The 25,576-nt window shown below is 72.5% G+C and carries 20 protein-coding genes and 1 pseudogene; 11 read left to right on the forward strand and 10 right to left on the reverse strand.

What is annotated here, in order from left to right:
- Positions 1 to 194: 194 nt before the first annotated feature.
- The 4 genes from ACFV6D_RS35095 to ACFV6D_RS35110 form a co-directional block, all read right to left on the reverse strand.
- Positions 195 to 941 carry a restriction endonuclease gene (locus ACFV6D_RS35095; RefSeq protein ID WP_380562816.1) on the reverse strand — a complete coding sequence of 249 codons (747 nt, stop codon included), beginning with the start codon at positions 939 to 941 and terminating at the stop codon, positions 195 to 197.
- Between the two features lie 93 nt (positions 942 to 1,034).
- Entirely contained in the window at positions 1,035 to 1,592 is a 558-nt protein-coding gene (locus ACFV6D_RS35100) for a hypothetical protein (protein WP_380562818.1), read from the reverse strand.
- 193 nt (positions 1,593 to 1,785) lie between these two features.
- Complete coding sequence (locus ACFV6D_RS35105) at positions 1,786 to 2,358, reverse strand: SMI1/KNR4 family protein (protein WP_380562820.1); 573 nt, start codon at positions 2,356 to 2,358, stop codon at positions 1,786 to 1,788.
- A complete protein-coding gene (locus tag ACFV6D_RS35110) occupies positions 2,352 to 2,603 on the reverse strand; it encodes a hypothetical protein (RefSeq protein WP_380562822.1) in 252 nt (83 codons plus the stop codon). The genes ACFV6D_RS35105 and ACFV6D_RS35110 overlap by 7 nt, the downstream gene beginning before the upstream one ends.
- Before the next feature lie 312 nt (positions 2,604 to 2,915).
- Between ACFV6D_RS35110 and ACFV6D_RS35115 the strand changes: the two genes are divergently transcribed.
- Together ACFV6D_RS35115 and ACFV6D_RS35120 are read left to right on the forward strand one after the other, a co-directional pair.
- Positions 2,916 to 4,070 carry an ATP-binding protein gene (locus ACFV6D_RS35115; RefSeq protein WP_380562824.1) on the forward strand — a complete coding sequence of 385 codons (1,155 nt, stop codon included), beginning with the start codon at positions 2,916 to 2,918 and terminating at the stop codon, positions 4,068 to 4,070.
- Positions 4,071 to 4,385: 315 nt separating this feature from the next.
- Entirely contained in the window at positions 4,386 to 11,969 is a 7,584-nt protein-coding gene (locus ACFV6D_RS35120; protein ID WP_380562826.1) for a LamG-like jellyroll fold domain-containing protein, read from the forward strand.
- A 179-nt stretch (positions 11,970 to 12,148) separates the two neighbouring features.
- On the opposite strand, the gene ACFV6D_RS35125 is transcribed toward ACFV6D_RS35120, so the two are convergent.
- Genes ACFV6D_RS35125 through ACFV6D_RS35145 form a run of 5 tightly spaced genes read right to left on the reverse strand, consistent with a single transcriptional unit; the run spans position 12,149 to position 17,213 of the window.
- Positions 12,149 to 13,675 carry an MFS transporter gene (locus ACFV6D_RS35125; RefSeq protein WP_380562828.1) on the reverse strand — a complete coding sequence of 509 codons (1,527 nt, stop codon included), beginning with the start codon at positions 13,673 to 13,675 and terminating at the stop codon, positions 12,149 to 12,151.
- Positions 13,672 to 14,967, reverse strand: a complete 1,296-nt coding sequence (locus ACFV6D_RS35130; protein WP_380562830.1) for a hypothetical protein — start codon at positions 14,965 to 14,967, stop codon at positions 13,672 to 13,674. The genes ACFV6D_RS35125 and ACFV6D_RS35130 overlap by 4 nt, the downstream gene beginning before the upstream one ends.
- The gene (locus tag ACFV6D_RS35135; protein ID WP_380562831.1) at positions 14,964 to 15,755 is read right to left on the reverse strand and encodes a creatininase family protein; all 792 of its coding nucleotides are present in this window, start codon (positions 15,753 to 15,755) and stop codon (positions 14,964 to 14,966) included. The genes ACFV6D_RS35130 and ACFV6D_RS35135 overlap by 4 nt, the downstream gene beginning before the upstream one ends.
- A complete protein-coding gene (locus tag ACFV6D_RS35140; RefSeq protein WP_380562833.1) occupies positions 15,752 to 16,696 on the reverse strand; it encodes a dihydroorotate dehydrogenase in 945 nt (314 codons plus the stop codon). The genes ACFV6D_RS35135 and ACFV6D_RS35140 overlap by 4 nt, the downstream gene beginning before the upstream one ends.
- Before the next feature lies 1 nt (position 16,697).
- Entirely contained in the window at positions 16,698 to 17,213 is a 516-nt protein-coding gene (locus ACFV6D_RS35145; RefSeq protein ID WP_063351995.1) for a nucleoside 2-deoxyribosyltransferase, read from the reverse strand.
- A gap of 655 nt (positions 17,214 to 17,868) precedes the next feature.
- On the opposite strand from ACFV6D_RS35145, the gene ACFV6D_RS35150 reads away from it, so the two are divergent.
- Genes ACFV6D_RS35150 through ACFV6D_RS35185 form a run of 8 tightly spaced genes read left to right on the forward strand, consistent with a single transcriptional unit; the run spans position 17,869 to position 24,238 of the window.
- Positions 17,869 to 18,138, forward strand: a complete 270-nt coding sequence (locus ACFV6D_RS35150) for an acyl carrier protein (protein ID WP_244293790.1) — start codon at positions 17,869 to 17,871, stop codon at positions 18,136 to 18,138.
- Positions 18,135 to 19,520 carry an aminotransferase class III-fold pyridoxal phosphate-dependent enzyme gene (locus tag ACFV6D_RS35155; protein ID WP_380562835.1) on the forward strand — a complete coding sequence of 462 codons (1,386 nt, stop codon included), beginning with the start codon at positions 18,135 to 18,137 and terminating at the stop codon, positions 19,518 to 19,520. The genes ACFV6D_RS35150 and ACFV6D_RS35155 overlap by 4 nt, the downstream gene beginning before the upstream one ends.
- A gap of 2 nt (positions 19,521 to 19,522) precedes the next feature.
- Complete coding sequence (locus tag ACFV6D_RS35160) at positions 19,523 to 20,065, forward strand: acyl-CoA thioesterase (RefSeq protein ID WP_380562837.1); 543 nt, start codon at positions 19,523 to 19,525, stop codon at positions 20,063 to 20,065.
- A 7-nt stretch (positions 20,066 to 20,072) separates the two neighbouring features.
- Positions 20,073 to 20,456, forward strand: a complete 384-nt coding sequence (locus ACFV6D_RS35165) for a polyketide dehydratase (protein WP_350876226.1) — start codon at positions 20,073 to 20,075, stop codon at positions 20,454 to 20,456.
- Between the two features lie 5 nt (positions 20,457 to 20,461).
- Positions 20,462 to 21,559 (forward strand): beta-ketoacyl synthase N-terminal-like domain-containing protein, encoded by a 1,098-nt coding sequence (locus tag ACFV6D_RS35170; protein WP_380369216.1) that lies wholly within the window; start codon positions 20,462 to 20,464, stop codon positions 21,557 to 21,559.
- Entirely contained in the window at positions 21,556 to 22,074 is a 519-nt protein-coding gene (locus tag ACFV6D_RS35175; protein WP_380562839.1) for a polyketide synthase, read from the forward strand. Before ACFV6D_RS35170 ends, ACFV6D_RS35175 begins: the two co-directional genes overlap by 4 nt.
- Positions 22,071 to 23,429, forward strand: coding sequence for a class I adenylate-forming enzyme family protein (locus ACFV6D_RS35180; RefSeq protein ID WP_380562841.1), 1,359 nt, complete (start codon positions 22,071 to 22,073; stop codon positions 23,427 to 23,429). The genes ACFV6D_RS35175 and ACFV6D_RS35180 overlap by 4 nt, the downstream gene beginning before the upstream one ends.
- Positions 23,426 to 24,238 carry a TIGR03619 family F420-dependent LLM class oxidoreductase gene (locus ACFV6D_RS35185; protein WP_380562842.1) on the forward strand — a complete coding sequence of 271 codons (813 nt, stop codon included), beginning with the start codon at positions 23,426 to 23,428 and terminating at the stop codon, positions 24,236 to 24,238. The genes ACFV6D_RS35180 and ACFV6D_RS35185 overlap by 4 nt, the downstream gene beginning before the upstream one ends.
- Before the next feature lie 66 nt (positions 24,239 to 24,304).
- Here the strand turns inward: ACFV6D_RS35185 and ACFV6D_RS35190 are convergent.
- Positions 24,305 to 25,153, reverse strand: a pseudogene (locus ACFV6D_RS35190) (helix-turn-helix domain-containing protein); the annotation flags it as partial.
- Between the two features lie 138 nt (positions 25,154 to 25,291).
- Here ACFV6D_RS35190 and stsA point away from each other — a divergent pair.
- Positions 25,292 to 25,426 carry a StsA family sactipeptide RiPP gene (stsA, locus tag ACFV6D_RS35195; RefSeq protein ID WP_279634967.1) on the forward strand — a complete coding sequence of 45 codons (135 nt, stop codon included), beginning with the start codon at positions 25,292 to 25,294 and terminating at the stop codon, positions 25,424 to 25,426.
- Positions 25,427 to 25,576: the final 150 nt, after the last annotated feature.

The raw sequence follows: 25,576 nt of genomic DNA on the forward strand, positions 1-25,576 counted from the left end.
CCCCGCCCCCCCCCCCCCCCCGGCGCGCGCCCCCCCCCCGCGCGCGCGCCCCCCCCCCCCTGCTGCCGTACCGGGCGCGGCCGGTCCCGCTCAGCTCTCGGCCGACCACCCGCGTCTCAGCTCAGCTGACCACCCGGGGCAGCCGCAGGATCGGCAGCCCCGTCAGTGCCACCACCCCGAGCTGCACCAGCAGCTCAGCACGTCCCCGTGCCCAGCCCGGGCAACACCGCAGCCGGCGGCGGCAGAGGAAGTGGACGCGGCCGCAGGACAACACTGGTGGACACCTCGGTGGGACAACCGCGAAATCCGCTGGCCAGAACGACTCCGGCGGACAGGTCGATGGCCTGGATGGCGAAGACGCTGGAGCCCGTGGGGTCGTTCAGGATGGCGACCGCGTCCACGCCGTCGTCGCGGGATCCCTGGGTGCGCCAGGTCTCGTAGCCCATGGCTTCGAAGAGTTCGCGCACCAGCCGCTCGAAGTCGTAGGGGTTCATCTGGAGCAGGTCCGGCCGACTGTCCAGTGTGGCGACCACGGCGGTGTCGGTGATGATGCGGTAGCGCGACAGGTCCGCCTCGATGATGGGTGTGACCGGTTCCAGGTCGTGGGGGTGCTTGGAGACGGTGGCGCCGAGCCGGTGGAGGCATTGCTGCGGGTCCAGTCTCGGCTCGTCCAGGACCAGTTCGGCAAAGTCCTCGCGCTGGGCGACGACGCTGACGACGCACGCCCGGACGGCCTGGCCGGTTGCCGGATCCGTCGCGTTGACGCGGCCGTTGAGGATGACGCTGTCCACGAACGCGGCCGGCGTGGCGGAGAGCGCCTCGTCAAGCGCGCGGAGGGCCAGGCGGGCCACGAGCCGGGCGTAGGCCTCGTGGACCTCGGCCTGCTTGAGCGGCTGGGGGACGACCTCACCCCGCTGCGCCACGTAGCGGTAGGAGGCCACCGTGGGAACGATCTCGTGGCTCGGGAGTTCGACCTCGACCAGGAGTTGCTGCGCCTCGGGGGCGTAGACCGCGTGGGCCGCTGTTCGGCAGCCCTAGGGGACCGGAGAGCGCCTCAAGAGGTCTTCCACGACGCTGGCGACGCCTTGCGGGCCGTCGTGGGCGAAGGCCTGTTCCACGTGCGGATGCCACAGGTCGAGACCCTCGGGACGCTGAAGCAGGACCGCTTCCAACTCCTCGCGTCGCAAGCGGCATTGGAGTGTTCCCTCGTCGGCCTGGGCTTTGAGGCGGGCCGTTTCCGCTTGCCGGGCCTGTCGTTGGGCTTCCTTCTCGGCCTGGGCCTCCTCGCGTTTCTTCGCCTCCTCCGCTCGACGGCGTGCGGCCTGGCGCTTGGCCAACTCGGCCTCCACCCGGGCGGCTTCCCTCGCACGGGTGGCTTCCTCGCGCTTGAGGTGCTTCTCCCCGGCGGCCAGGAGCCGGGCGTGTTCGACCGCAGGGTCGACCGTCCGCTTTCGGGGGCGAGGTGGAGCCGGCGCGGAGGGCTTGGCGGGTGCCTGCTGCTGCGTCCCTCGCCGGGCCTCCGCGGCTTTCGCCTGCTGCTTCAGGCGGTACGCCTCCGCGAGGATCTCCGCCACCGTCTTGCGGCGTGCCACAATCCACCCCCTGGTCCATTGCCGCGCACACCGGCACGGCGGCCCTCTACAGCCTCTGCGTTACCCGAGCAGCACTACCCGGTGGAGACGGCTGGGAATCCGTAGCCTCGGGCCGGGGCAGGAGAATCGGGTCAAGCGGCCTGGTGCACAACGCGCCGCTGTCAGTCGGGAGCCCAGGCCGTTGAGCGCGGGCTCACTCGCGGGCTTCGTAGCGTGCGCCGGGCCTCGGCCAGCTGGAGTCCATGAAGTCGGGGCGGTCGATCCGGTGGAAGCAGCGCACCAGGAACTCGGTGAACGTTCCGGCGGTCTCGAACCACTCGACCTCGTCGCTGCTGATGATGATCCGCCACTCGGCGGGCTCGTCCTCGACCGCGCGGAAGAAGTACCGGCTGCCGTGCTCGTCGCTTCCCCACAGCAGCAGAACGCCCGATTGGACGTCGGACTCGTCCACCTCCCAGCAGTCCTCGTCGATCTCGCCGTACCAGGCCGGACGCTCAGGTGGGGGTCCCCAGCGGCGCTCCAGTTCGGCCGGTGTGGTGTCCATCGGCCGGTCGATCGTCAGGTAGCCGTCCACCGAGCCGGGGCCGTACAGGTCGAGGAACGCCTTGAAGTCGGCCGGCAGCCGGAAGCCGAGGTACCGCTCGCTGGCCTCCCAGATCGCGGGCCGGGCCCGGCCCCAGCGCGAGGGTTCCCCAAGCATCGCGCGTAGCTGTTCCAGCGCGGTTCGGCTCTCCGAGCGGGGGAGGGAGGTTGCTGGTGTCAGCATTGCCGCAGGAACACGGCGTGTGCGCAGGGCTCGCACGCGAAGGCGTAGGACTCGCCGCGGCCGCCGAAGTTCATCGCTGTGGCGTGGTCCCGTCCTTCCTTGAGCTGGACGACGAGCATCGGTCCGTCGCAGGTGGCGCACTGCGGCCAGGTGGTCCCGGCCGGGGCCAGCGGCGCGCCGCCGGTGCGGGTGGTCGGCGCGTCGGGCCCCGTGGTGCCCGCGTACGTCATCAGGGTCGTTGTCACAGGTGGCGACTGTACGACAGGCCGCTGACACCATCTCGGCGTCCCGTCCGACAGCGGCAGACGCTGTACGCCCGGGGCGACGTGAAAATTCTTGGAACTCGTGGCCCCGCAGCCGCCCGGAACAGTGCCTCAGGCGCCCCTCAGGGGGCCGTGGCCGGATCGCGGCGGCAGTGCGCAGCCGTCCCGGCCGGGCGCTCGAGGTTGCCTCTCAGGAGCCCGTCAGCGGCCTCGCCAAACTGGCTCTGACCTGGTGTTTTCTCGGAAATCTCCTAGGCTGGGGGAGCTTTGTCGGGCACCTTCGGAGGGGGCATCATGGGCGAGGAAGCAGAGGCGTACGGCGCCAGCAAGATCGTGGTTCTTGAGGGCCTGGAGGCCGTTCGGAAGCGGCCAGGGATGTACATCGGATCGGTCGGTGAACGCGGCCTGCACCACCTGGTGTTCGAGGCCGCCGAGCGGGCACTGGACGAGATCCTCGGCGGTACCGCCAGCCGAGTGGAGATCACCCTCACCGCCGACGGTGGCGTCCGCGTCGCCGACGACGGCATGGGCGTCCCGGTCGAGCACGCCGGCCACAGTGACGGCCGTACGCTGGAGACCCGGTTGACCGTGCTCTGCTGGGGGGCGCAGCCTGGCAGCCAGCGCTCGCTGCTCGGCGGCTACTTCGGCGTGGGACTGGCCGTCGTCAACGCGCTGTCGGACCGTCTGACGGCCGAGGTGCGGCGCGACGGCGCCCGCTGGGTGCTGGAGTACGAGCGAGGTGTGGCTGTCGCGACGCCCGCCTACGCTGGACCGGCCGACGGCAGCGGGACCGCGATCACTTTCCGGCCGGATGCCGAGATCTTCGAGACTCTGGAGTTCTCGTTCGACGCGCTGGCCGAGCGTTTCAGGGAACTGGCCTTCCTGAACCGGGGCTTGGACGTCACTCTGACCGATGACCGCGACCCCGCGGTGCCCCGGGCCGTCCGCTTCCGGTTCCCGGGCGGACCGAGGGACCGCATCGTTGAGCAGGGCGCCGCCCCCCTCCACCCGGATGTGATCGGCTTCGAGCGCGAGTGCTCCGAAATGGAGGGGACTGTCGAGGTGGCTTTCCGTTGGTGCGACTCGCGCGAGGAGCGGGTCGCAAGCTACGTCAACAGCCGGCCGACCACCAACGGCGGCACGCACGAGCTCGGCTTCCGCGACGGCCTGGCGGCCGCGCTCAACGCCCATGCCCGCGAGCAGCAGTTGCTCATGCCGTCCGACCCCGACCTCACCCCCGCCCAGTTCGGCGCGGGCCTGACGGCGGTCGTGTCGGTGAAGCTCGATCTCCCCGAGTTCGAGGGGTCCACCCGCGAACGACTGGGCAGCGGGCCCGTCCGCGCCTGCGTCGCCGAGGCCGTCCGCGAGCACCTGGCCGCCTGGCTCCGCGCCAACCCGGCGCAGGCGACCGCCGTCCTCGCCCGGATCTCGATGACCACCCGCGACTGACAGCACGCCGAAGACACCGAAGCCCAGGTCGGGATTGGTCCCCGGTCTGGGCTTTTCGGTGGGCGCGGACGATCCCCACGACCCCACCAGCCACAGAGCGCGGCCGATCTCAAAACCCCGCAGGGCCGTGACCTATCGGCGACCGCCCCCCCGCCCGGAGTGCCCGGAGCGCCCGGGCCGGATGGCGTGATCGGCCATGTTCCGTGGCCCGAAAGTATCTTGATGATCAGTCACGTCCGGTGAAAGCGTGGGCACGTTCCGTGTTGATCGCGTGGCCGTCGGTAGCCCTTCGGCCACCCGGCATGAGGTGGCAGCTTGACGGAGACGCAGCACCTGGCGAAGGTCTACAGCGACCGCGCCTACGTGCACACCACGACCGTGCGGCACCAGGGCAGTACGGTCGCGTTCGCGATGGACGACCAACGGCGGATCGTCTACAGCGTCCTGGACCTGTCGCAGCACGACGAGGCGAAGGGCGAGGCGGACGCGGCGTACTGGTCGGAGGACCCGCTGGCGTTGCGTTTCCCGACGGAGGTGGCGAGGGTCGGCTACGCGGTGGCGGGCGCGGTGCGGATGCCCGTCGTCAAGCGCGGCGGCCGGGTCGAGGCGGACGCGGCGGAGCGGCTGGACGAGCAGGAGCTGGACCGGTTCCTGTCCAGCACCGCCCGGCTCGGCGCCGCCGCCCCCTTCCACGTCCTGTCCGACGGCACCCACGTGTACGTGCTGCGCCAGTCGGTGCGCGCCGACCACCCGGACGCGGTGTTCCGGCTCGCCGACGGCGCCGGTTCCTCGGGCGACCCGGCCCGCACCGACTACCTGGCCAAGGGCGGCGAGGGCAAGGTCGCGGCGGTCGACGCCACCCTGCTGTGCGACCGCTTCGTGCTGGCCGGCGGCGAGTTGAAGCCGGTGCTGGAGGTCCGCTACCGGCGCAGCCGGCACAAGGGCCGCCCGGACTCCGCCAAGGACAGCCTCGGCACGCAGGACATGGAGGGGCGGCCGTTCGTCGAGCCGACCCAGGAGCTGTCCTTCGTCCGCAACCTCTCCGAGGGCCGGTTCACCGCCCTGCTGGTGCCCACCGCCGTGCACGGCCGGGAGCGCTGGCAGCTCTTCGCGCACAACGACGCCACGGGCCGGATCGACGGCTTCAGCGTCGAGCGCGGCCGGGACGGCCTGTTCAGCACCCAGGGCACCCAGGCCTGGACCAGCCCCGACCCGCGCCACCGGGACGCCGTCTACGAGAGCGCGCCCGGCACCTGCCCGTTCACCGGCCGTCCGCTGGTCCCCGCGGCGGGCGGGGGTGGCCGGGCGGGGACGGCCCTGCGCTTCGACGGCGTCGACGACGTGGCCGAGCTGCCGAGCAGCGCCCTCGACCTGGCCGACTCCGACTTCACGGTGGAGTTCTGGGCCCGGCGCACCGCCACCGGCGGCCGCGAGGACTTCCTGATCGGCCACGGCGCCTCCAAGGGCGTCCGGCTGCGCACCCTGCACATCGGCTTCCGCCCGGACGACACCTTCACCTTCGCCTTCTTCCACGACGACCTGGACATCCCGCAGCGCACCACGGACACCGACTGGCACCACTGGGCCTGCGTCTTCGCCCGGGACACCCGCGAGCAGGTCGTCTACCGCGACGGCGTCGAAGTCGGCCGCCGCACCACGGACATGCCGTACGCCGGCCTCGGCGGGCTCACGCTGGGGCGCGGCGCCCGCTCGTTCGGGCGCGGCGAGCTGGATGAGGTGCGGATCTGGCTCCGCCCTCGCAGCGGTCCGGAGATCGCCGCCGACCGCGGCCGCCGTCTGATCGGCAACGAACCCGGGCTGGCCGTCTACTACCGCTTCGACGAGGGCTCCGGCACCACGCTGCACGACCAGACCGATCACGGCCGGCACGCGAAGCTGAGCGGCGGCCCCGCCTGGGTCACCTCCGAGGCCCCCGTCGGCGAGGACTCCGGGGTGAGCCGCAGCAGCTTCGCCTTCGCCGGGCGCCGGGTGGTCTCCGGCCTGTCGGCGCTGCTGCACCACCAGCAGGAGGCCGCGCCCGCCGGCTACGACCAGACGTCCAAGCCGGTCAAGCGCCAGGCCAGGGTGCTGCTGGCCTGCACCACCGGCGGGCCCGACCCGGTGACCGGTCAGGCCACCGACGAGGCCTACGTCGCCACCCTGGACCTCGGCGTGGGCCGGGACGGCCGGCTGGCGCAGGTCCCGGAGGAACTGGCCCTGCCGGTGCTGGCCGCGCCGGAGTCCAGCGGGAACGTGGACGCGGCCGGGGAGGTGGACGCCCAGGTGGCCCGGCTGACCCGGGACATCGCCGCCACCGAGGCCGAGATCACCCGCCTCCAGCTGGAGACCGCCGAGACCCCGGACGTCGAGCGCCAACGCGCCGAGGCGCGCACCGAGTTGGAGAGTGACGTCACCTACTGGCGCTACCGGCTGCGGTTCAAGCTGCAGAAGGACGGCAAGGACCAGTACCTCGCGGTGCAGGGCGACCGAACGGACAGCGTCGCCCCGCTGGTGCGCACCGCCGACAGGCAGGCCGCGTCGACGGTCTGGACCTTCGAGCCGACCGGCACCACGCTCAACGGCTACCCCTGCTGCTTCGTCAGGAACGCCAACTCCGGACTCGACATGAACGTCGACAACCGGAGGACCGGCGACGACATCCCCCTGATCCAGTACCGCCGGGAGGCGGACAACGCCGCCACCCACTTCGCGCTCGACGGCTGGAACGGCAACAGCCTGGTGGCCCGGCACAGCTACAAGCTGGTCGCGGCCCGGGACAGCCAGGGCGACCGCATCGTCCAGTACGACTACGCGGCGGCGAAGGACTCCGGCGAGGGCGTCCTGCTCCTGGAGCGGATCGGCAACTCGCTGAAGTCCAACCCCACCACCGACCGGCTGAGCCGGCAGATCTCCGAGCTCACCGAGCGCCTGGAGCTCCTCGCCACCAAGCAGGACCGGCTCACCCAGCTGCGCCGCGACCTGACCGCCCAGCAGGCCGGCCTCGCTGCCAAGCAGGACGAACTGGGCCGGCTCACCGGCGGCGTGCGCGGCTCCGACGACATCGCCCTGCCGGTGCCGCAGCTCGCCGTCGACCGCACCGGGCTGAGCGGCTCCGGCGCGCTGCTGGGCTTCGCCCGCGCCGCTGACCGCCCGTTCCTGCTGGACAGTGCCACCGGCAACGTCGTGCTCTACTTCCGGGGCTCCAACGGCCAGTTCTTCGCCGCCTACTACGACAGCCAGGTGCTGCGCTCCTCCCGGCAGTTGGCCGCCGGCGGGCGGACGGTCTCCTTCACGGCCCGGGACGCCAACACCGACCTCACCGGGACCGCGATCACCGTCGAGGCCGGGGACGGCCCGACGCAGGTCACCCTCACCGTCCGGCACGATGGCCAGATTGAGAAGTGGTCGCACCTGCCCCGCCGGGCCGAGGACTTCGCCGCCGTGGTCAACGGCGCGGCCGAGCAGCCGGTGACGATCGCCACCGTGTTGCGGATCGACGGCGACGTGGTGCAGTTCACCGAGGGCACCCTCGCCCCGCTGTCCGGCCCCGGCTTCGTGACCGTCGGCGGCCACGGCTTCCGCTTCGAGGGCAGCCACCCCGCCGGATCGAAGTCCCTGCGCCTGGGCGCGGGCGCGGACCAGACCCTGCTGAAGCCCGGGATGAGCGTGCAGCGGGTGCGCTACGACCACCGCTGGTCCGAGTCCTCGCAGCCCGGCAGCGCCCTCGCGGAGGGCTCCCGGCTGATCACCGTCGACCCCGGGGGCCTGGCCGAACTGCCGCTGGGCAGCGCGGACGGCCTGGTGCGCGGCCACGGCGGGCGCTGGCGGGCCGACATGCCGGGCCGGGCCTACGCCTTCGACGGCAAGGGCCGCTTCCTGGCCCTGCCCGCCGGGCAGCTGCCCCGGGCGGCGACCCCGGGCGACCTCACCCTGGAGGCCTGGGTCAACCCGGAGCGGGTCGAGGGGCCGGTGCGGCTGCTGCACGCCAACGCCGGGGACACCCCTTACGGCCTCGGCCTGCTCGGCACCCAGGCGACCTCAGGGCTGGTCTTCGACGGCACGGACGACGCCGCCGTGGTGCCCGACGCCTTCGGCTTCGGCGACGGCGACTTCACGGTGGAGTTCTGGGCCCAGCGCACCAAGGTCGACAGTCGGCCGCACATGCTGCTCGGACACAGCGGCACCGAGGGGCGCGCCAACGAGACCCTGCAGATCGGCTTCCGAAAGAATGGCTTCTTCACGTTCGCCTTCTACGACGACGACCTGGACACCACCAAGCGGTTCTCCGACACCAAGTGGCACCACTGGGCCTGCGTCTTCCAGCGGGAGACCCGCCAGCAGGTGATCTACCTGGACGGCCAGGAGATCGCCCGGCGCACCGCCAGTGCCCCGTACCGCGGGCAGGGCCGGCTCTCGCTGGGCACCGTGCTGTGCTGGCCCGGCGACTTCGCCGCCGTCCGGCTGGACGAGGTCCGGCTCTGGTCCAAGGCGCGTGGCGGCGACGAGCTGCGGGCCGACCAGGGGCGGCGGCTGAGCGGCAACGAGGCGGGGCTGCTCGGCTACTGGACGTACACGGCGCCCGCTCCCGGCACCCCGGCCGTCCTGACCGACCGCTCCGGAAACAACCGGCACGCCGAACTGCGCGGCATGCCGAAGCCCGTCCCGGCCCGCTCGCCGATCGCCGACGCCGGCTGCCGGGCCGTCGCGGTCGTCGGCGACCGCAGGGTGGTCAGCCGGGAGACCTTCCCGCTGCGCGAGTGGAGCCACCTCGCCCTGGCCTACCAGCAGTCCTGGGCGGTCGAGTTGAGCGGCGACGCCCACCTGGAGGTGCCGGACGACGACGCGCTGGACATCGCCGACGACCTGACCCTGGAGGTGTTCGCCCGCGTCGACCGCCTCGGCGAGACCCAGGGCCTGCTCTCCAAGGGCCGCACCGCCGACGGCATCGGCGGCAGCGTGCCCTACCGCCTGGCCGTCCTCCCGGACGGGCGGCTGGAGTTCGCCTTCGAGGAGCCCGACGGCCGGGCCGTGCGCTTCACCTCCACCGAGGGCGTGCGGGCCGGGCAGTTCCACCGCATCGCCGTGGTCCGCAAGGGCGGCCGCTCGATGCAGGAGCAGAAGGGCACCCGGCAGATCACCGCCACCGGCGCCGACGGCAAGCCCGTCACCCAGAGCGTCGAGCTGGTCGAGTCGCTCGCCGTGCGCGAGTGGCAGGACATCCGCTTCCACCTGGACGGCCGCGAGATCGGCGCCGGCCGCTACGAGGGCCCCGGGCCGCGCGGCAACGACGCGCCGCTGGAGCTCGGCCGGGCGCGCGAGGGCGCCACCGTCCAGCAGCTGACCGGGGTGCTCGCCGAGGTCCGGATCTGGGGCGCCGCCCGGGACGCCGCCCGGCTCGGCACCGCCGTCACCGCCCGCGACCGCGGCCTGGTCGCGCACTGGCGCTTCGAGGAGAACACGGGCAGCACCACGGCCGACGCCACCGGCTCGCACCCGGCCCGGCTGCGCGGCGCCCGCTGGGTCCGCAACCCCGACCCGCGCGGCAGCGTCTTCCGGCTGTACCGCAACGGCGTCGCCGTGGCCTGCGACCCGGCCGGCACCGCGGGCCTGCCCGCCACCGCGGGCCTGCCCGACACCGCCGCCTTCGCCGAGAACGGCGATGCACAGCTGACCCTGGGCGCGGTGCTCAAGCGCGGCAAGCCCGCCCAGGCGTTCGAGGGCGTGCTGGAGGAAGTGCGGATCTGGCGCACCGCCCGCACCCACGAGCAGCTGCTGGACAACCTGTTCACCCGGCTCAAGGGCGAGAAGGAGGACCTGGTCGCCTACTGGCCGTTCGACCGGGACTCCACCGAGGCCCGCACCGCCCAGGTCCGCGACGAGGGCCTGCGCGGCAACCACCTGGAGTTCGGCCCGGAAGCCAGCCGCCCGCGCACGGTGCTGTCCAGCGCACCGGTCTCCAACGACGCCGCCCAGGTCCGATCGGCCCTGGCCGGCCTGCGCACCCCGTTCCACCAGAGCATCTCGGCCGCCCCGGCGGTCGCCGAGTACGCCGACATGCAGTACGGCTCGCGCGGCGAGGCGTTCGGCGTCCTCAAGCGCGCCTACAGCTACCTCCAGGACGGCCGCTGGCACCTGATCACCGGCTACAAGGTCGGCGAGCTGGTCAGCGAGTGGGTCAGCCAGATCCAGTTCGACCCGCAGCTGATCGGCTACGTCGAGGGCGCCCCGCCGATCCCCTCGGAGAACCTCACCGCCGGCCTGACCGACCCGGGCAGCGACACCTTCGAGGGCGCCTCCACGGTCAAACTCACCGAGGCCGAACAGGTCGTCCGCTCGCTGTCCTCCGCCAAGGAGCGCAGCGTGGACGCCGCCTTCGGCTTCGCGCTCTCCAACGAGGTGGACGTCGACGTCTGGATGATCACCGCCCCGCTCGGCTTCGGCATCGCCAAGTCCATCGCCAAGGGCGGGGTCTCGGCGAGCGTGCGGGGCAACCTGGAGTTCTCCAACAGCTGGGCCGAGGACACCTCCGTCTCCCAGGGCGAGAACACCGCCCGGACCACCAAGGTCTCGCTCACCGGCCACTGGGAGGACCCGGGCCGGGTGCTCAACCCCACCGCCGGGCGGCGGTACGTCCCGGCCAACACCGGCTTCGCCGTCGTCCAGTCGCAGACCGCCGACGTCTTCGCGCTGCGCCTGGCGCACAGCGGCGCGCTGGTCGCCTACCGCATCCAGCCCAACCCGGACATCCCCAAGGACTGGAACGTCGTCCCCTTCCCGATCAACCCGCGCTACACCAAGCAGGGCACCCTGGACGGCACCGTCGGATTCGACGCCCGCGGCAAGGTCGCCGACCCCGACTACCAGGGGGCCCGCGACCGGGGCGAGTACAGCTACTTCAAGCCCCGCGAGGCGTACGCGCTCAAGCGCCGCATCCAGCGCGACCAGCAGCGCCTGCACAGCTACTACGACAGCGTCTCCACCGAGACCCACGCCCCCGACCCGCTCGCCCAGCGGGCCGGCCGGGTGCTCGGCGGCGCGATCGGCGCGGACGCCTCGCCGGCCCGCGGCCGGGACGCCACCGACAGCGCGACCGGGCAGGGCTTCTCCCGCCGCGACCTGGTCAACACCTACGTGTGGACGGCCGCCGGGGGCTTCTTCGCCGAGACCACCGAGACCACCGACGTGGTCAGCGAGACCACGGCCGGCTCGTACTCGCTCTCCGGTTCGGTGGGCACCTCGATCGGCACCTCCTTCCAGATCGCCGGCATCGGCATCGGCGCCCAGCTCGACGCCTCCGTCGGTGGCGGGATGACCACCACCCGGGCGCGCGGCAAGGAGGCCACCCGCTCCTTCGGCCTGGAGGTCGAGGTCGCGCCCAGCAGCAACCTCCAGAACTACGACGGCGACCGCAACCCGGTCTTCGACCGCGACGGACAGCCCGTCAAGGTGCCCGGCAAGGTCGACGCCTACCGCTTCCTCAGCTTCTACCTCGGGGAGGACAGCGAGCACTTCGACAGCTTCTTCCACAAGGTCGTCGACCCCCGCTGGCTGGAGAACGGGCACGACCCCAACGCGGCGGCGCTGCGCCAGGCCCGCCAGTCTGACCGCAAGCCGCCGTGCTGGCGGGTCCTGCACCGGGTCACCTTCGTCAGCCGGGTCCTGCCCGACATCCCGCCGGCCGACGCGCCCCCGCTGGAGAAGGCGATGCGGCAACTGGACGTGGAGAGCAACTACGAACTCGTCCGCCGCCTCGACCCGTACGTGAAGGGCGCGGCCACCGGCCTGCCCGAACTGGCCGAGGCCACCCGCACCACGCTGGCCCGGGAACTGCCGGAGCTGCTCCCGCACGCCGACGACGTGATCGGCTTCCTCGCCCAGTACTACGGCGTGGAGGCCTGAGCCCCGGGCCCTGGGACCTGAGCCCCTGGCCCTGGGACCTGGGCCCTGCACACGACCTGCCCGCTGATCGCCCCGGGGACGCGCCCGTCCCCGGGGCCTGGCCCGGCCCCGGGGCTGGGAATTGATGGTTGTTCAGCCTCATCGGCGAGGCGGCCGGTCGGTCCGGTCGACGACGCCTGTCAGGTCCGTTCGTTCGGCTGTCTCCTGCTCGGTGTGCTGCTCGTTCCCGAACCCGACGGGGCCGAGGACGTCGAGGCGTTTGCGGTTGCGCCGGGTGTTCCGGACGGCGTCGACGTCCTCGTCGGGGTGGCCAGGAGGATCGTGGCCAGGGTGAGGGCGGCAGCCAGCCAGGTGGTGGTGTGGAAGGCGTCGGTGAAGGCCTGGGCGGTTTCCGGGGAGGCGCCAGCGTCGAGCGGGGACGATGACGTGCCCGGGGGGAGGAGCAGTCGGTAGGCCACCGTGGTGACCGTGCCGAAGACGGCGATGCCCAGGCCGGCGCCGGCCTCGTAGGCGACGGACTCGATGCCCGCCGCCGCGCCCGCCTGGGAGGACGGCGCGGTGGTCATGATCAGGTTCGAGGCGACCATCTGGACCAGGCCGTGGCCGAACCCGATCAGGGCCAGTCCGAGCGGGACCACCGTGCCGGAGGCGGCCAGGACGTATCCGGTCGCCGCGAGCAGCAGGCCGGCGGGCACGCCCGCGCGCGGTTGTCCCAGGCGGGAGAGGAGCAGTCCGCCCACCGGCCCCGCCACCGTCGCGGCCAACGGCATCGGGATCAGGTACAGCGCGGCGGCCTCTGCCGACAGGCCCTTGGCGATCTGCAGGTACTGCACCAGTTGGAGTTCGAAGCCGACCATCACCAGCACCGGCAGCACCGAGGCCACCACTCCGGCGCGCAGTCCGGGCAGCCGGAACAGGGATAGATCCAGCATCGGGTGCGGCATCCGCTGCTGCCGTCGCACGAACAGCACCAGCGCGGTCAGGCCCGCCGCTGCCGGCAGCACCACCTCCGGGATGCCGACGCCGTCGTGGGTGAAGGCGATGATGGCGTAGGCGCAGCCCAGGAATCCCACCATCGAGAGCAGGGGCGAGGTGGCCTCCCACGGTTGCCGTTCGGACTCGACCTCGTTGCGCAGCAGCAGTGCCACGGCGGGCACGGCCAGTGCCACGATCGGCAGGTTGACCAGGAAGATCGAGCCCCACCAGAAGTGTTGGAGCAGGAAGCCGCCGGCCACCGGTCCCAGTGCCGAGGCGCCGGCGGCGACCGCGCTCCACGCTCCGATGGCCACCGCGTGGTCTCGGCCGTCGCCGAAGGTCTGCCGGATCAGCGCCAGCGTGGCCGGGATGATCATCGACGCGCCGATCGCCAGCAGGGCCCGGGCGCCGATCAGGGCCGGCGGACCGGGTGCCACCGCGCACAGCGCCGAGGCCGCGCTGAAGACGCCCAGTCCGGCCAGCAGCAGCCGCTTGTGCCCGATCCGGTCGCCCAACGGCCCACTGACCAGCACCAGTCCGACCATCAGGAGCGAGTACACGTCGACCGCCCACAGCAGTTCGGTCGGGGAGGCCTGCAGTTCGTGGGCGAGGGTCGGGACGGTGATGGTGAGGATGGTGACGTCCACGGCGGCGGGCAGGAAGCACAGCAGCACCACGGTCAGCACCAGCCAGCGCCGGGCCGTCCCGACCACGGGCAGCGGGCTGCTCACCGGCCGAGGTCCAGAGCCGTCCTGGCTCGGTCGATCAGGTCGTGCAGTTCGGCGAGGCTGGGGGCGTAGAACATGCAGCTCAGTCTGCCAGTTTGAAGGTCCGTCAGCTCGGTCGGGACCACGCCCCGGTCGGCGTGTCGGGGCGAGGCCACGAGCGGTCCGAGCAGGCGCAGCACTTCCGGCAGGTACAGCCCGGTCGGCAGGCCGTAGAAGTCGTAGTTGCCGACCGCGTGGGTGTCGAGGTAGCCGGGGCCGATGAGGTGCTCGCCGAACTCGTGCACGTGACTCGACCCGGTACGGCGGGCGTTGAGGTCGTGCAGGTAGACGACGCCGTCGCGGGCGATCGCGTCGATGCCGAATCGCCCGCGGTAGCCGCGCCGTTGCATCTCCTCGGCCAGCAGGAGTCCGCCCTCGGTCAGCGGGCGGTACCACCATGCGCGGCGCAGTTCGCGCGCGGTGACGTTGCCGCGCAGGTGCGTGGCGCCCTCGAACAGCATGTCGGTCGTGTAGCAGAGGTGGGGCGGGGCGTCCGCCGGCACCATGTACTCCACGGACGGGAAGGTGATGTCGCCGTGGAGGAACTCCTCGACGACCACCGGGTCCTCGTCGTAGAACGTGCTTCCGGCCAGGCGTTCGGCGATGTCGTCGTCGCCGGGCCGGAAGATCAGCAGGCCGAGGCTCGCCTCGCCGCGATCCGCCTTGACGATGCACGGCGTGCCGGTCGCGAGCATGTCCCGGACGGCGGCCGGCACGTCCTGCTTCCCGGCGCAGTGCGTGCCGGGCGGGATGCGGCAGGGTCCGTCGGTCATGCCGAGGTCGGTGGCCAGGTCGCGCAGGCCGGTCTTGGTGTCCAGCAGGTCGCGCAGGGACTGCTGCGGCGGGCTCTCCGGCAGCTCGGTCACCACGTCGTACCGGCTGCGCAGGGCCTCGGTGAACCGCCACAGGTCGGCGGTGGTGGTGTGCGGGATCAGCCGGAGTCTGCGGCCCGGCCCGGCGTGGGCGGCCACGGCGGCCATCAGTTCGGGATCGGCGAGCATGTCGGCGAACAGCGAGCCGGTGCGGCCTGCCGGGCTGAGGTTCACCACACCGTCGATCTCCAGGAACTTCCGCTGCCAGTCCAGGTCTCCGATCGGCTCGTAGGTGATGAGCATCTTGTCCAGCGGCCCCCAGAACAGCGCCTGGTCCTGCTGGGCGTAGCACTCCGACAGCAGTTCGTCGACGTCGTCGGCGCGGACGGCGAAGTCGCGCAGGGTGTCGACGGCGTTGCTCACGCAGAGGGTGGGTACGGTCACGGCTTCTCCTCGTGCAGATCGTGCAGAAGTCCGTCGCCCTGGGACACCAGGTCGACCGCGGCCGAGACCACGTGCCAGAAGAGCTCCTTGCCCAGGGTGGCGGTGGAGCCCGAAGTGCTGGACAGGACGCCCTGGTTGGTCGTGCGGCTCACGTCGGCGGGGTGCAGGTAGATCCCCGGGCGGGGTGGGTCGGCGTGGTCGGGCCGTGCGGGCGAGACCAGCTCCGGGCGGAGGTAGAGCATCAGGCTGGTCTCGGTGATCCCCGCGTGCTCGGCGTGCCACCCCGGAAAGAGCGGCACCCGCCCGGCCAGCCAGTCCGTGTCGACCAGGCTCCACCAGCTCAGCGCGATGAACTCCTTGCCCGCGGCCGCCGGCCGTCGGCCCACCTCGTCGAGGGCCTCGAAGAGGAACGGCTCGTTCTCGAAGTGGCCGTTGACGACCAGCAGTCGGCTCCACGGCAGGGCGCACAGCGACTCCAGCGCGTCCTCCAGGAAGGCCAGCAGGGACCGACCGCGCACGTAGACGGTGCCGGGGAAGGCCAGGCCGCCGCCGCTCTGCGGAAGCGACCGCGCCGCGATGGACTGCGCCGGCAGGGTCAGGGCGTTCAGCTCGTAGGCGATCTGCCGGGCGAACGCTTCGGCGAGCACGGTGTCCACGGACAGCGGCAGGTGCGGACCGTGCTGTTCGGTGGCTCCCACCGGCCACACCACGGTCCGCCCGGTGGTGGCCGCCAGGACGTCGGCGCTGCTCAGGTCGCAGAGCTGCGGCCCGGCGCTGCGGGGGGTCATGGCCGCACCCGGCCGGATCGGTCCGCGCCGGTGACGGGTTCGAGGCCCCGGCCGGTGTTCCCGGCGTTGGTAATCCCGGCGTTGGCGTTCCCCGTCCCGGTGTTGTCCGTTCCGGTGGTCTCGGCCACGATCCGGGTGAGCGTGGGGTACATGTCGGTGTGCAGCGCGGTGTACACCTGGGCCGCCACCGCGCCGACCGCCAGGTAGTCGTGCACGTCCCGGCCCGACTGCACGCCGCCGGAGGCCAGCACGGGAAGGGTGAACCCGGCTCGGCGCAGCTTCCACAGGGAGGCCAGCACGAGCGGCTTGATGCCCGGTCCGGAGTAGCCGAACACGCCGCCGAGTTGGAGGTCACCGGTCTCCGGGTGCACGGCGGCGGCGGGCAGGGTGTCGCTGATGGTCACCGCGTCGGCGCCGGCTCGGGCGGCGGCGAACGTCCGGGCGTGCAGGCCCTCCCCGCTGGCCAGCTTGACCGAGAACGGCACCCGCGTCGCAGCGCGGGTGGCCGCGGTGTAGGCGTGCACTCGCTCGGGGGTGTCGTCGAGGCCGTCCTCCTCGTTGAGGCAGGAGATGCCCAGTTCCAGTGCCCGGCAGCCCGTCGCCTCCACGCGGGCCGCCAACTCGGCGAGTTCCGCCGGGCTGTCGGCGTGCAGCGACGCGATGACCGGCAGCCCGTCCCTGGTCAGGTCGCGCAGGATGCGCACCCAGTGCTCGACGGACCGTTTGGAGTAGGTGGTGCTGTTGATCATTCCGGTGGGCAGCCTGACGAGGCGCTCGTCCAGGCCGATCGGCGGGTTGGGGTGGATGGTCTTGGTGACCACCGCGCCCGCGCCGGCGTCCAGCAGCCTGCGGATGTTGCGCTCCTGGTCGGTGAGCAGGCCGGAGCCGACCACGACCGGATTGGCCAGGTGCATCCCCAGCAGGTGGGTCGGGGCCGCCATGTCAGGCCGCCGCCCTGGTCCGGCCCAGCGCCGCGAGCACGCCGTCGACCAGCAGCGCCGGGTCCTTGGCGATCTCCTTGGCGGACAGGAACGTTGCGGCGGCGACCTGGGCGAGTCCCTTGAGCAGGTGGCTGGCCGACTCGGAGAAGGGCTGGTCGGTGATGCCCACGATGGGGCGGCCCAGCGCGCTGGCCCAGCCAAGTTCGATGTGCGTGCCGTCCGTGCGCAGCAGGGTGCCGTCGAGCACCGGCAGGACCGGCACGAACACATCGCATTCGCGCATCCATGCGTAGTCGCGCACGGACACCTCTTCGGGGGTGAACGAAGCGGTGTCGGCACCGAATCGTTCGGCCACGTGTGCGGACAGCACGGTGGCGCCGGCCTGCCGCGACTGGTCGATGGTCAGTCTCAGGAAATCGTGGATCGGCGCCGCCATCCCGCCGGGCACCAAGGCGTGCTGGATCGGGCCGCCGACGAACACGGTGACGCCGCGCAGGGCGTCGGGGGTGACTTTCATGGCGTTTCGAAGCTCCTTCGAAGGAGTCTGCCGACAGCCGCGCAAGGAGGCGGACTTCGGTCGGCAGGAAGCAGAAATGGTCAGCGCTATCGACAGAAGTGGTCAGCGCCATCGGATGGTGCGCTCGCAGTGAACGGGGAGGAAGCCGGGGGTGAGGCCTGATGCTGCCACCGGGGAGCCCGATGGCGTTCCCGTTCCCGCGCTCTGCGTCCATCCGGACAAAGGGACGACCTCAGGCTAGTTCGGGATGATTCACCAGGACAAGAAGCATATGCGCCAGACGGAGATGCGTCTCAAATTGCACAAAAGGTGCATAGCTGCCGCTCGCGGCCCGCTCGGGAGGCGCGTTGCGGGCCGGTTTTCGCGGGTGTACGGACCGTGTGCTCGGAAATGGCCGAATCGCCGTCGAACTAACGTGCAAAAGAATCGTCGAATCCGGTGTTCGAAGGTGCGTGGCGGGTAAATCGTCGACCATTGACAGGTGATAAGGCCTCGGCTAGCTTCGATAAAGCGTGAATGGCCGGCGCCGCCTTGTATTTCGATCGGCGTCGGCCCGCTTTCGGCCCGACCGTTTCCGCGATCTCACTCGCCTTTCCGCACGCCGGACGCCCGGTCGCCGCCTGTTCGAATGAACCCACCCAGAGGGGAAGTTCTGGTGAATCCTTTGCAGACCATCAAGCGAATTCTGCACTCCGAGGTGCTGGTGGAGGTGCCGATCGACCGGATGCGACTCGACGACAGGCTGCGCGAGAATTACGGCATGGACTCGCTCGGTTTCGTGGAACTGCGCGTGCAGTGTGAAGAGGCGTTCGACATCAGCATCCCCGACGAGGCCATCGCGGCGGGGGAGTTGTCCACCCTCGGCGATGTGCTGGCACTGGTCGAGCGGCTGTCGGGGGCCGACCGCCCCCCGGCCACCGCGTGAGCACGGCCCCGGTCACCGCTGACGACCACCCCGGGGACCCGACCGGTGTGCTGTTGCGCGGCACGGACCTGCACCTCAACCACTACGGGGCCACCCGGCTCCCGTTCGCCTGCGTGGGCGGCAGCGGCCTGCACCTCGACGTGGTCGACCTGAGCCCGGAACGCCGGGGCAGGCGGCTGCGGTTGCTGGACGCCAGCGGCGGCTACGCCAGCGCCACCCTGGGCGGCGACCACCCCGTCGTACGAGCGGCGCTCGCGCGCAGCACCGGAGTCGGCAACGTCACCGACGAACTGGGCTCGCTGGAAAGGGCGGAGCTCCTCGACCGGCTCTTCGGCCCCGGCGGGCTGTGGACCGACCACTTCCCCGCGGGGCGGTACCACGTCAGCGGACGCAACTCCGGCTCGGAGGGCAACGAGTTGGCGCTGCGGCTGGTGCTGGAGTCCCGCTTCGACGGCCGGCGGCTGTGCCACCGCCCGGGCAAGGAGCAGCGCGACACCGTCCTGGCCTTCCACGGCGCCTGGCACGGCTGGACCAGTGGGCTGGTGCAGCTGCTCAACCGCAGGTACTACCGGGCCGGGCTGCCCGGCGCGGACACCGCCGGCCCGTACGGAGTCCGGGTCCACCACATTCCGTTCGGCGACCTCGACGCCCTGACGGAGTACTTCGCCGAGTCCGCCGACCGGCTGCTGGCCGTCGTGGTCGAACCGATCCAGGGCGACGCGGGCATCCTCGCGCCTCCGCCCGGATACCTGCGCGAACTCGCGCGGCGGTGCGCGGCCGACGGCGTGCTGCTGGTGGCCGACGAGGTGCTGACGTTCGCCAAGACCGGCAGCTGGTTCGCCATGCGCGACGCGGACGGGCCGGTGCCCACCGACATCACCGTCATCGGCAAGTTCCTGGGCATGGGCACGGTGTCCACCTCGATGGTGATCGCCCGCAAGGAGCTGGCCGTCCGCTCCTCCGGCGCCGTGGCCACCTCCGACCTGCGGCCGCCGAACTGCGCGGTGATCCGCGCCGGCATCGAGCACATCGAGACCGAAGGGCTGCTGCGACGCTCGGCCGACGTCGGCGTGGACCTGTCCAAGCGTCTCGACGACGCCCTGGTGGGCCGCCACCCGGACGTGTTCACCGAGGTCCGCGGGAGCGGGGTCATGCTCGGCGTGGAACTGACCGCCGCGGCGGCGGACCGGATCGGCGCGCTGCGCCGGGAGTTGATCGAAGCGGGCGTGTACGCGGAGTTCATGGCGGGCGCGGGCAGACGCTCCGGGGGCCGGCGCTACATCCACCCCACCCTGCGGATCGTGCTGCCGCTGATCACCACCGGGACGCAGGCCGACGAGATCGTGGACCGGGTGGCGGCAGGCGCCCGGGCCCTGTGGTGAGCGTGGGGTTCCGCACCCGGGTCGAGCACGTCGACACCGACGCGACCGGGATCGTGCACTTCTCCCGCTACACCTCGCTGATGGAGACCGCGGGCACCGAACACCTCGAAGCGCACGGCGCGGGTCTGACCGCCTTCGGCGCGGCCGACGTCGACCTGGTGGTCGCCGACCTGCGGGTGACCTACCTCAACAGCGCCGTGTACCGCGACGTGATCATCGGGGACACCCGGGTCGACCACGTCGGCGCGGCCTGGTTCGCCCTCGCGGTACGTCTGCTGCGGGAGGAGCAGGACGGCACCCGCACCCCGCTGGTGGCCGGCGACCTCGTCTTCGCCGCCGTCGCCCCCGACACCCGGCGCGCGGTGCCCCTACCGGCACCGCTGCGACAGGCCCTGAGAGGAATCGTCCCGGATGCGACACCCGAACGAAACGGCACCCCCTCCCGTCACGGTCCGCGAGGCACGTCCGCTGGGCACCTCGGCCATCGCCGCCCTGGTGCGCGGACGCCACCCCCGCCTGTTCATCGACCGGGTTCTGGACCATGAGCCCGGCGTGTTCCTGCGCAGCATGTTCGCCGTCTCGGCGGAGATGGGCGCGTTGTCCGGGCACCTGCCCGAGCGCGGCCTGACCCCGGGGCTGATCCTGCCCGGCAGCCACACCATGCAGGCCTTCGCCCAATCCGGCGTCCTGCTCTACCAGTTGAGCAGCGATCCGCTCGCCGACGACGAGGTCACCCTGGTCGGCACGGTCAAGTCCCGGTTCCTCGCCCCGGTCGTGCCCGGCGACCAGGTCGTGCTCGACGTCCGCGCGGACCGGCTGTCCGGCCCCACCTTCGCCTTCTCCGCCGTGGTGACCGTGGAGGGCCGATCGGTCGCCGGGTTCCGCGGCGCGATGAGCCGGACGAAGGTCGATCCCGCGGCGGCCCGGCCGTGGTGACCCCGGTGATCACCGGACTGGCCTGGGACACCCCGCTGGGCCGGGACCAGGAGGCGGTGTGGGAACGGCTGTGCGCGGGCGACTCGGCGCTGGCGCCCGTCCACTCGCCGCACCCCCTGCGCAACACCGCCGCCGCCGTCGTCGCGTCGGTGCCGTACGGGACCGGGGCGGGCGAGCGCCAGCGCGCGCTCGCCGGGCGGACGCTGTCCGCCGCGTTCGCGGACGCCGGTCTGTCCACCACCGACCCCGAGGTCGGCCTCGTCCTGGGCACCAGCTTCGGCGCCTGCCTGGACGAGGCGGAGCCGACGCTGCACGCCTGGGCCGACGACGCGGCGGCGGGCATCGGGCACCCGGGCACGCCGGTCTGCGTCATGACCGCCTGTTCCGCCGGGTCGGACGCGATCGCCGTCGCGCACGCCCTGGTGCGCTCGGGCGAGCGGCGGGTCTGCGTGGCGGGCGGGGTGGACGTGGTCACCGAGGCCAAGCGGCTCGGGCACTCCGCGCTGGGCACGATGAGCCCCACCGGACTGCGGGCCTTCGACCGGGCGCGCGACGGGATGCTGCTCGGCGAGGGCGCGGCCTTCGTGGTGGTCGAACACCCCGACTCCGCCCGGGAGCGCGGCGCCCGGGTGCACGCCCGGCTGCGCGGGGCCGGCGCGGCCAACGACGCCGCCGGGCTCACCGCACCGGACCCGTCCGGGCGCGCCGTGCTGCGCGCCGTCGAACGCTGCCTGGCCTCCGCGGGCCTGGCACCCGCGGACATCGCGGTGGTCAACGCCCACGGGACCGGCACACCGCTCAACGACGAGGTCGAGGCGCGCAGCCTGCTCGAACTGTTCGGAGCCGACGGCCCGTTGGTGTTCGCCACCAAGGGGGCGTTCGGCCACAGCCTGGGCGCGACCGGGGCCGTCGAGGCCGTGGCGACGGTCCTGGCCCTGCGCCACCGGCAGGTCCCACCGGTCCTCGGGCTGCGCGATCCGGTGGCACCGCTGCGGCTGGCCACGGAATCGGCGCGAGCCGTCGGCCCCGGCGCCGGACTGAGCCTGACGCTGGGGTTCGGCGGGTTCAACACGTGCCTGCTGTTCGAAGGGGTGAGGGCGTGACACACGTGCCGACGGGCACCCGGATGCTGGGCTCGGCGACGGTGGTCGCCGACGACCCGGACGAGTACGCGGTGAACAAACCGTCCTTCTACGCCGACCCGGCGGCCTGGCTGGTCGCCGAGACCGTGGACCGGGCACTGGCGGACTGCGCCGAACCCGTGCTCGACGACGCCGCCGACACCGGGATCCTGGTCATGAGCGCGACCGGGAGCGAACGGACGATGCGCCGCATCGCCGACTCGCTGCCGAAGTCCCGGGTGTCGCCGCTGCGCTTCGCCGGAGCGAACCCGGGCGTGCTGGCCGGGCTGCCCGCCCTGCGTCACGAGTTGCGCGGTCCGTCCCTGCTGCTGGCGGCGCACCCCGACCGAGTCACCCCCGTCGCGTTCACGGTGATCGGCGGCTGGCTCGCGGACGGCCACGCCCGGCACGTGCTCCTGGTCGGCCTGCAACCCGCCGGGGGAGAAGGGCAGTTGTGTCGCTGCCTGGTCCTGACCAGCGCCCGGGACGAGCGGTGAACGGCCTCACCCGGTCCGAGGTGGCCGACTTCCTGACCCGGGTCGAGGCAATCCCGGCCAGTACGGGCGGCGGCGCTCCGGCCGGGGTGGACGACGTGCTGGCGGACCTGGCCGGGCTGGGCCTGGCGCCGGGGGACGCGGTGGTGCTCTGCCTCGCCAACGGAGTCGAACTGCTGCGCGTGCTGCTCTCGTCGCTGCTGCTGGGCCTGGTGCCGCTGGCCGTGCCGCCGAGCACGCCGTGGCAGCGGGTGCGCGCGCTGGCCGGGCATGTCGGGGCCGGCGTCGTGGTGACCACCCGGCTGGCCGGCGCGGGGCCGCAACTGCCGGTGGGCGGCGCGTTCGCCGTGCCGACCGGGCACCCCACCACCCCGTACGGGCCGGGCGAGATCCTGCTGTCCACCTCCGGCACCTCCGGGATGTTCAGCGCGTGCGTGCACCGGGTGGCCTCGCTCCTGCACAACGCCCGCCTGCACGCCGGGGCCACGGGCATCACCCCGGCCGACACCCTGCTGGTGAACCTGCCGCTGTACTACTCCTACGCCCTCGTGGCGCAGGCGTTCGCCGCGTACGTGACCAAGGCGCGACTGGTGCTCGACGGGCCGCCGTTCTCGCCGGCCGCCTACCGCGACGCGGTCACCGCGCGCGGGGTCACCCACTCGGCGGTGACCCCGACGATCGCCCGCCAACTGCTGGCCGACCCCCGGCTCGTGCCACGCGGCCTGCGGGCACTGGCGGTCGGCGGGGACCGGCTCGCACCCGCGGAGGTGGCCCGCCTGCTGGCCGCGCGGCCCTCCGCGGAGCTGTACCTGACCTACGGGCTCACCGAGGCCGGACCACGCGTGTCGACCCTGGCCGCGCACGCCGAGCCCGCGCACCGGTACGGCTCCGTCGGCCGCCCGTTGCCGGGAGTGCGCGCGTCACTGCGCGAGGCGCAGGGCGACGTGGGCGAACTGCTGGTCGAATCCGGCACCGTACTGCTGCGACGGGTCGGGCAGCACAGCGGCAGAGTCCTGCTGGGGCCGCGGACCATCGCCACCGGGGACGCCTTCTCGATCGACGACGGCTATCTGACCTTCCACGGACGCCTGTCGGACTTCGTGGTCCTGCGCGGCGAGAAGGTCTCACTGAACACCGTCCGACAGGCCGCGCACGCCATCCCGGGGGTCGTGCACTGCGTGCCCGAGGTGGTGAACGAGGACGGCACGCAGGTCCTCCACGTCCACCTGTCCGTCACCGGCGCCCTCCCCGGCGGGGAGAAAGCACTGCGCCACCTCCTCAACTCCCAGTTGCTGCCCGCCGAACGCCCGCGCGCGGTGTTCGTCTCCACCGCCGACCCGGAGGCCTTCCGCAAATGACCCTCCGCCTCGGCTGGACCGTCCCGACGGCCCTCTCACCCGCCGGACTCCGCGCGTTCGCGGTGACTGCGGAGAGCCTCGGGTACGACCACCTGTCCGTCCCCGAACACCTGGTGTCCGGCGTTCCCGCCTACGAGAGCCTGACGCTGGTGGCGTTCCTGGCAGCCGTCACCACCCGGATCGAGCTGGCGACCGCGATGACGATCCTGCCGCACCGCCCGGTGGTGCTCGCCGCCAAGCAGACCGCGCAACTGGCCCACCTCAGCGGCGACCGACTGCGGCTGGGCATCGCCATCGGATCCGACCCCGCCGAGTCCGCCGCCCTCGGCGTCGCCCCGGGCACCCGTGCGGCACTGTTCGAGGAACAGGTCCATGCGCTGCGCCTGCTGTGGACGCGGCCGGACGCGGACTTCGCCGGCGAGCACGTCGCGTTCTCCGGCGTCACCCTCACCCCCCGGCCGCGTCCCGTACCCCTCTGGATGGGCGGCGGCACCCTGCGCACCGGAGGAAGACCGGGCTCACTGCGCCGGATCGCCACCCTCGCCGACGGCTTCACCATGTCCGGCCTGCTCGCCAACCGGGTCGACCGCGGTGCCGCACTCATCGCCGAACTGCGGACGGCGGTGACCGAAGCCGGCCGCGACTGGAGCGCCTTCGGCATCGAGGCCCGCCTGCGGCCCGCCCCCGGCCGGCCGGACACCTGGCGCTCCCTCGCCGGCGCCTGGCGGTCCGCCGGCGCCACCCACCTCACCGTCACCACCGACGACCTCTCCCTGCTGGCCCCCCTGCACGCGGCGCTGACCGGGTAGCACGCCGGCTCGCGGACCTGCCGAGTCGTCGCGGCCGTCGACCGGCTCGCTCTCCAGCCGGGCGAGGACGGCTGCCGCGGCGGGGGTGGTCGGGGTGTAGACGACGATGAACTCGTGGGCGTCGTCGGCCATCTGGAAGGCGTCCCAGGACAGCTCGACCGTTCCGGCGCGGGTGCGCAGGCGCGTGATGTCGTGGGTGAGTTCCATGATCGAGTGCCGATCCCACAGGTCCGCGAACTCGGGGCTCTCCTGGCGGAGTCGGGCGATCTGCCGGGCGAACTCCGGGTCGTGCGGGCGCGCGGCGGCCTCGGTGCGCAGATAGGCGACCGTCTCGCGGGCCTTGGTCGGCCAGTCCACGTAGATGTCGCGCGCCCTGGGGTCGGTGAAGACGAGCCGGCCGAGCGTGCGCCGGGCTTCGGGGACGTCGGCGAAGTCGAGGAAGGCGTGGGCGGCGAGGTGGTTCCAGGCGAGGATGGCGCCGCAGTGGCCGACCAGGTAGGCGGGGGTGCGGCGCATCGAGTCGAGGAAGAGCTGGACGCTGGGGCGCACCGGGCCCCGGCGACCGGCCGCCTGCCGGGGCGGCGTGGCCGGGCGGGCGAGCGTGCGCAGGTAGCGGTGCTCGTTGGCGGTCAGGCGCAGCGCGACGGCGACCGCGTCGATGACGGCGTCCGAGACCCGGGAGGCCTGGCCGCGCTCCAGGCGGACGTACTGGTCGACGCTGACGTTCGCCAGCGCGGCGACCTCCTCCCGGCGCAGGCCCTCGACCCGGCGGACGCCTTGCCAGGGGGGTACGCCGACGTCCTGGGGGCGCAGTCGCGTGCGACGGGAGACGAGGAACTCGCGTATCGCGGCCTTGGTGTCCACGCATGCATCGTGCGCGATCCCCGTGCCGTCGCACAGACACCAACCGGCCATGTTCCTTCACGCCTCCTGCACACGGCAACGGCCGGACCCAGGGCAAGTCTTGCCCTCCCCAGGCGCGCTGACTGAGCGTCATGCTCATTCCACCCGCACCGCCAGGGCGGGTCCCGTCAACGGAAGGGATCACGAACCATGACTGAGAGCGCCTGGGTCAAGCCGGAGATGAGGTCCGACGAGTTCGAGGCCGGCATGAGCTGTTCCTGCAGCTGCGGCGCCTTCTCCGGCGCCGGCAGCGGCCACGGGATCGAGGACCCCGCGGCCGAGTGACGGCCCTGCCGAGATCGGCACCGCTCATCACGTAGCCGGTCGGGGGGGGGGGGCGGGGCGGGGGCCCCCCCCCCCCCCCGGGGGGGGGGGGTTTTTATATTTGGTTACATGGTGAGTCAGGGTTGTTGGGCATCACACGGTGTAATAATG

This window comes from Kitasatospora sp. NPDC059812 (assembly GCF_042732075.1).
In the GTDB taxonomy this organism is placed as follows: Bacteria; Actinomycetota; Actinomycetes; order Streptomycetales; family Streptomycetaceae; genus Kitasatospora.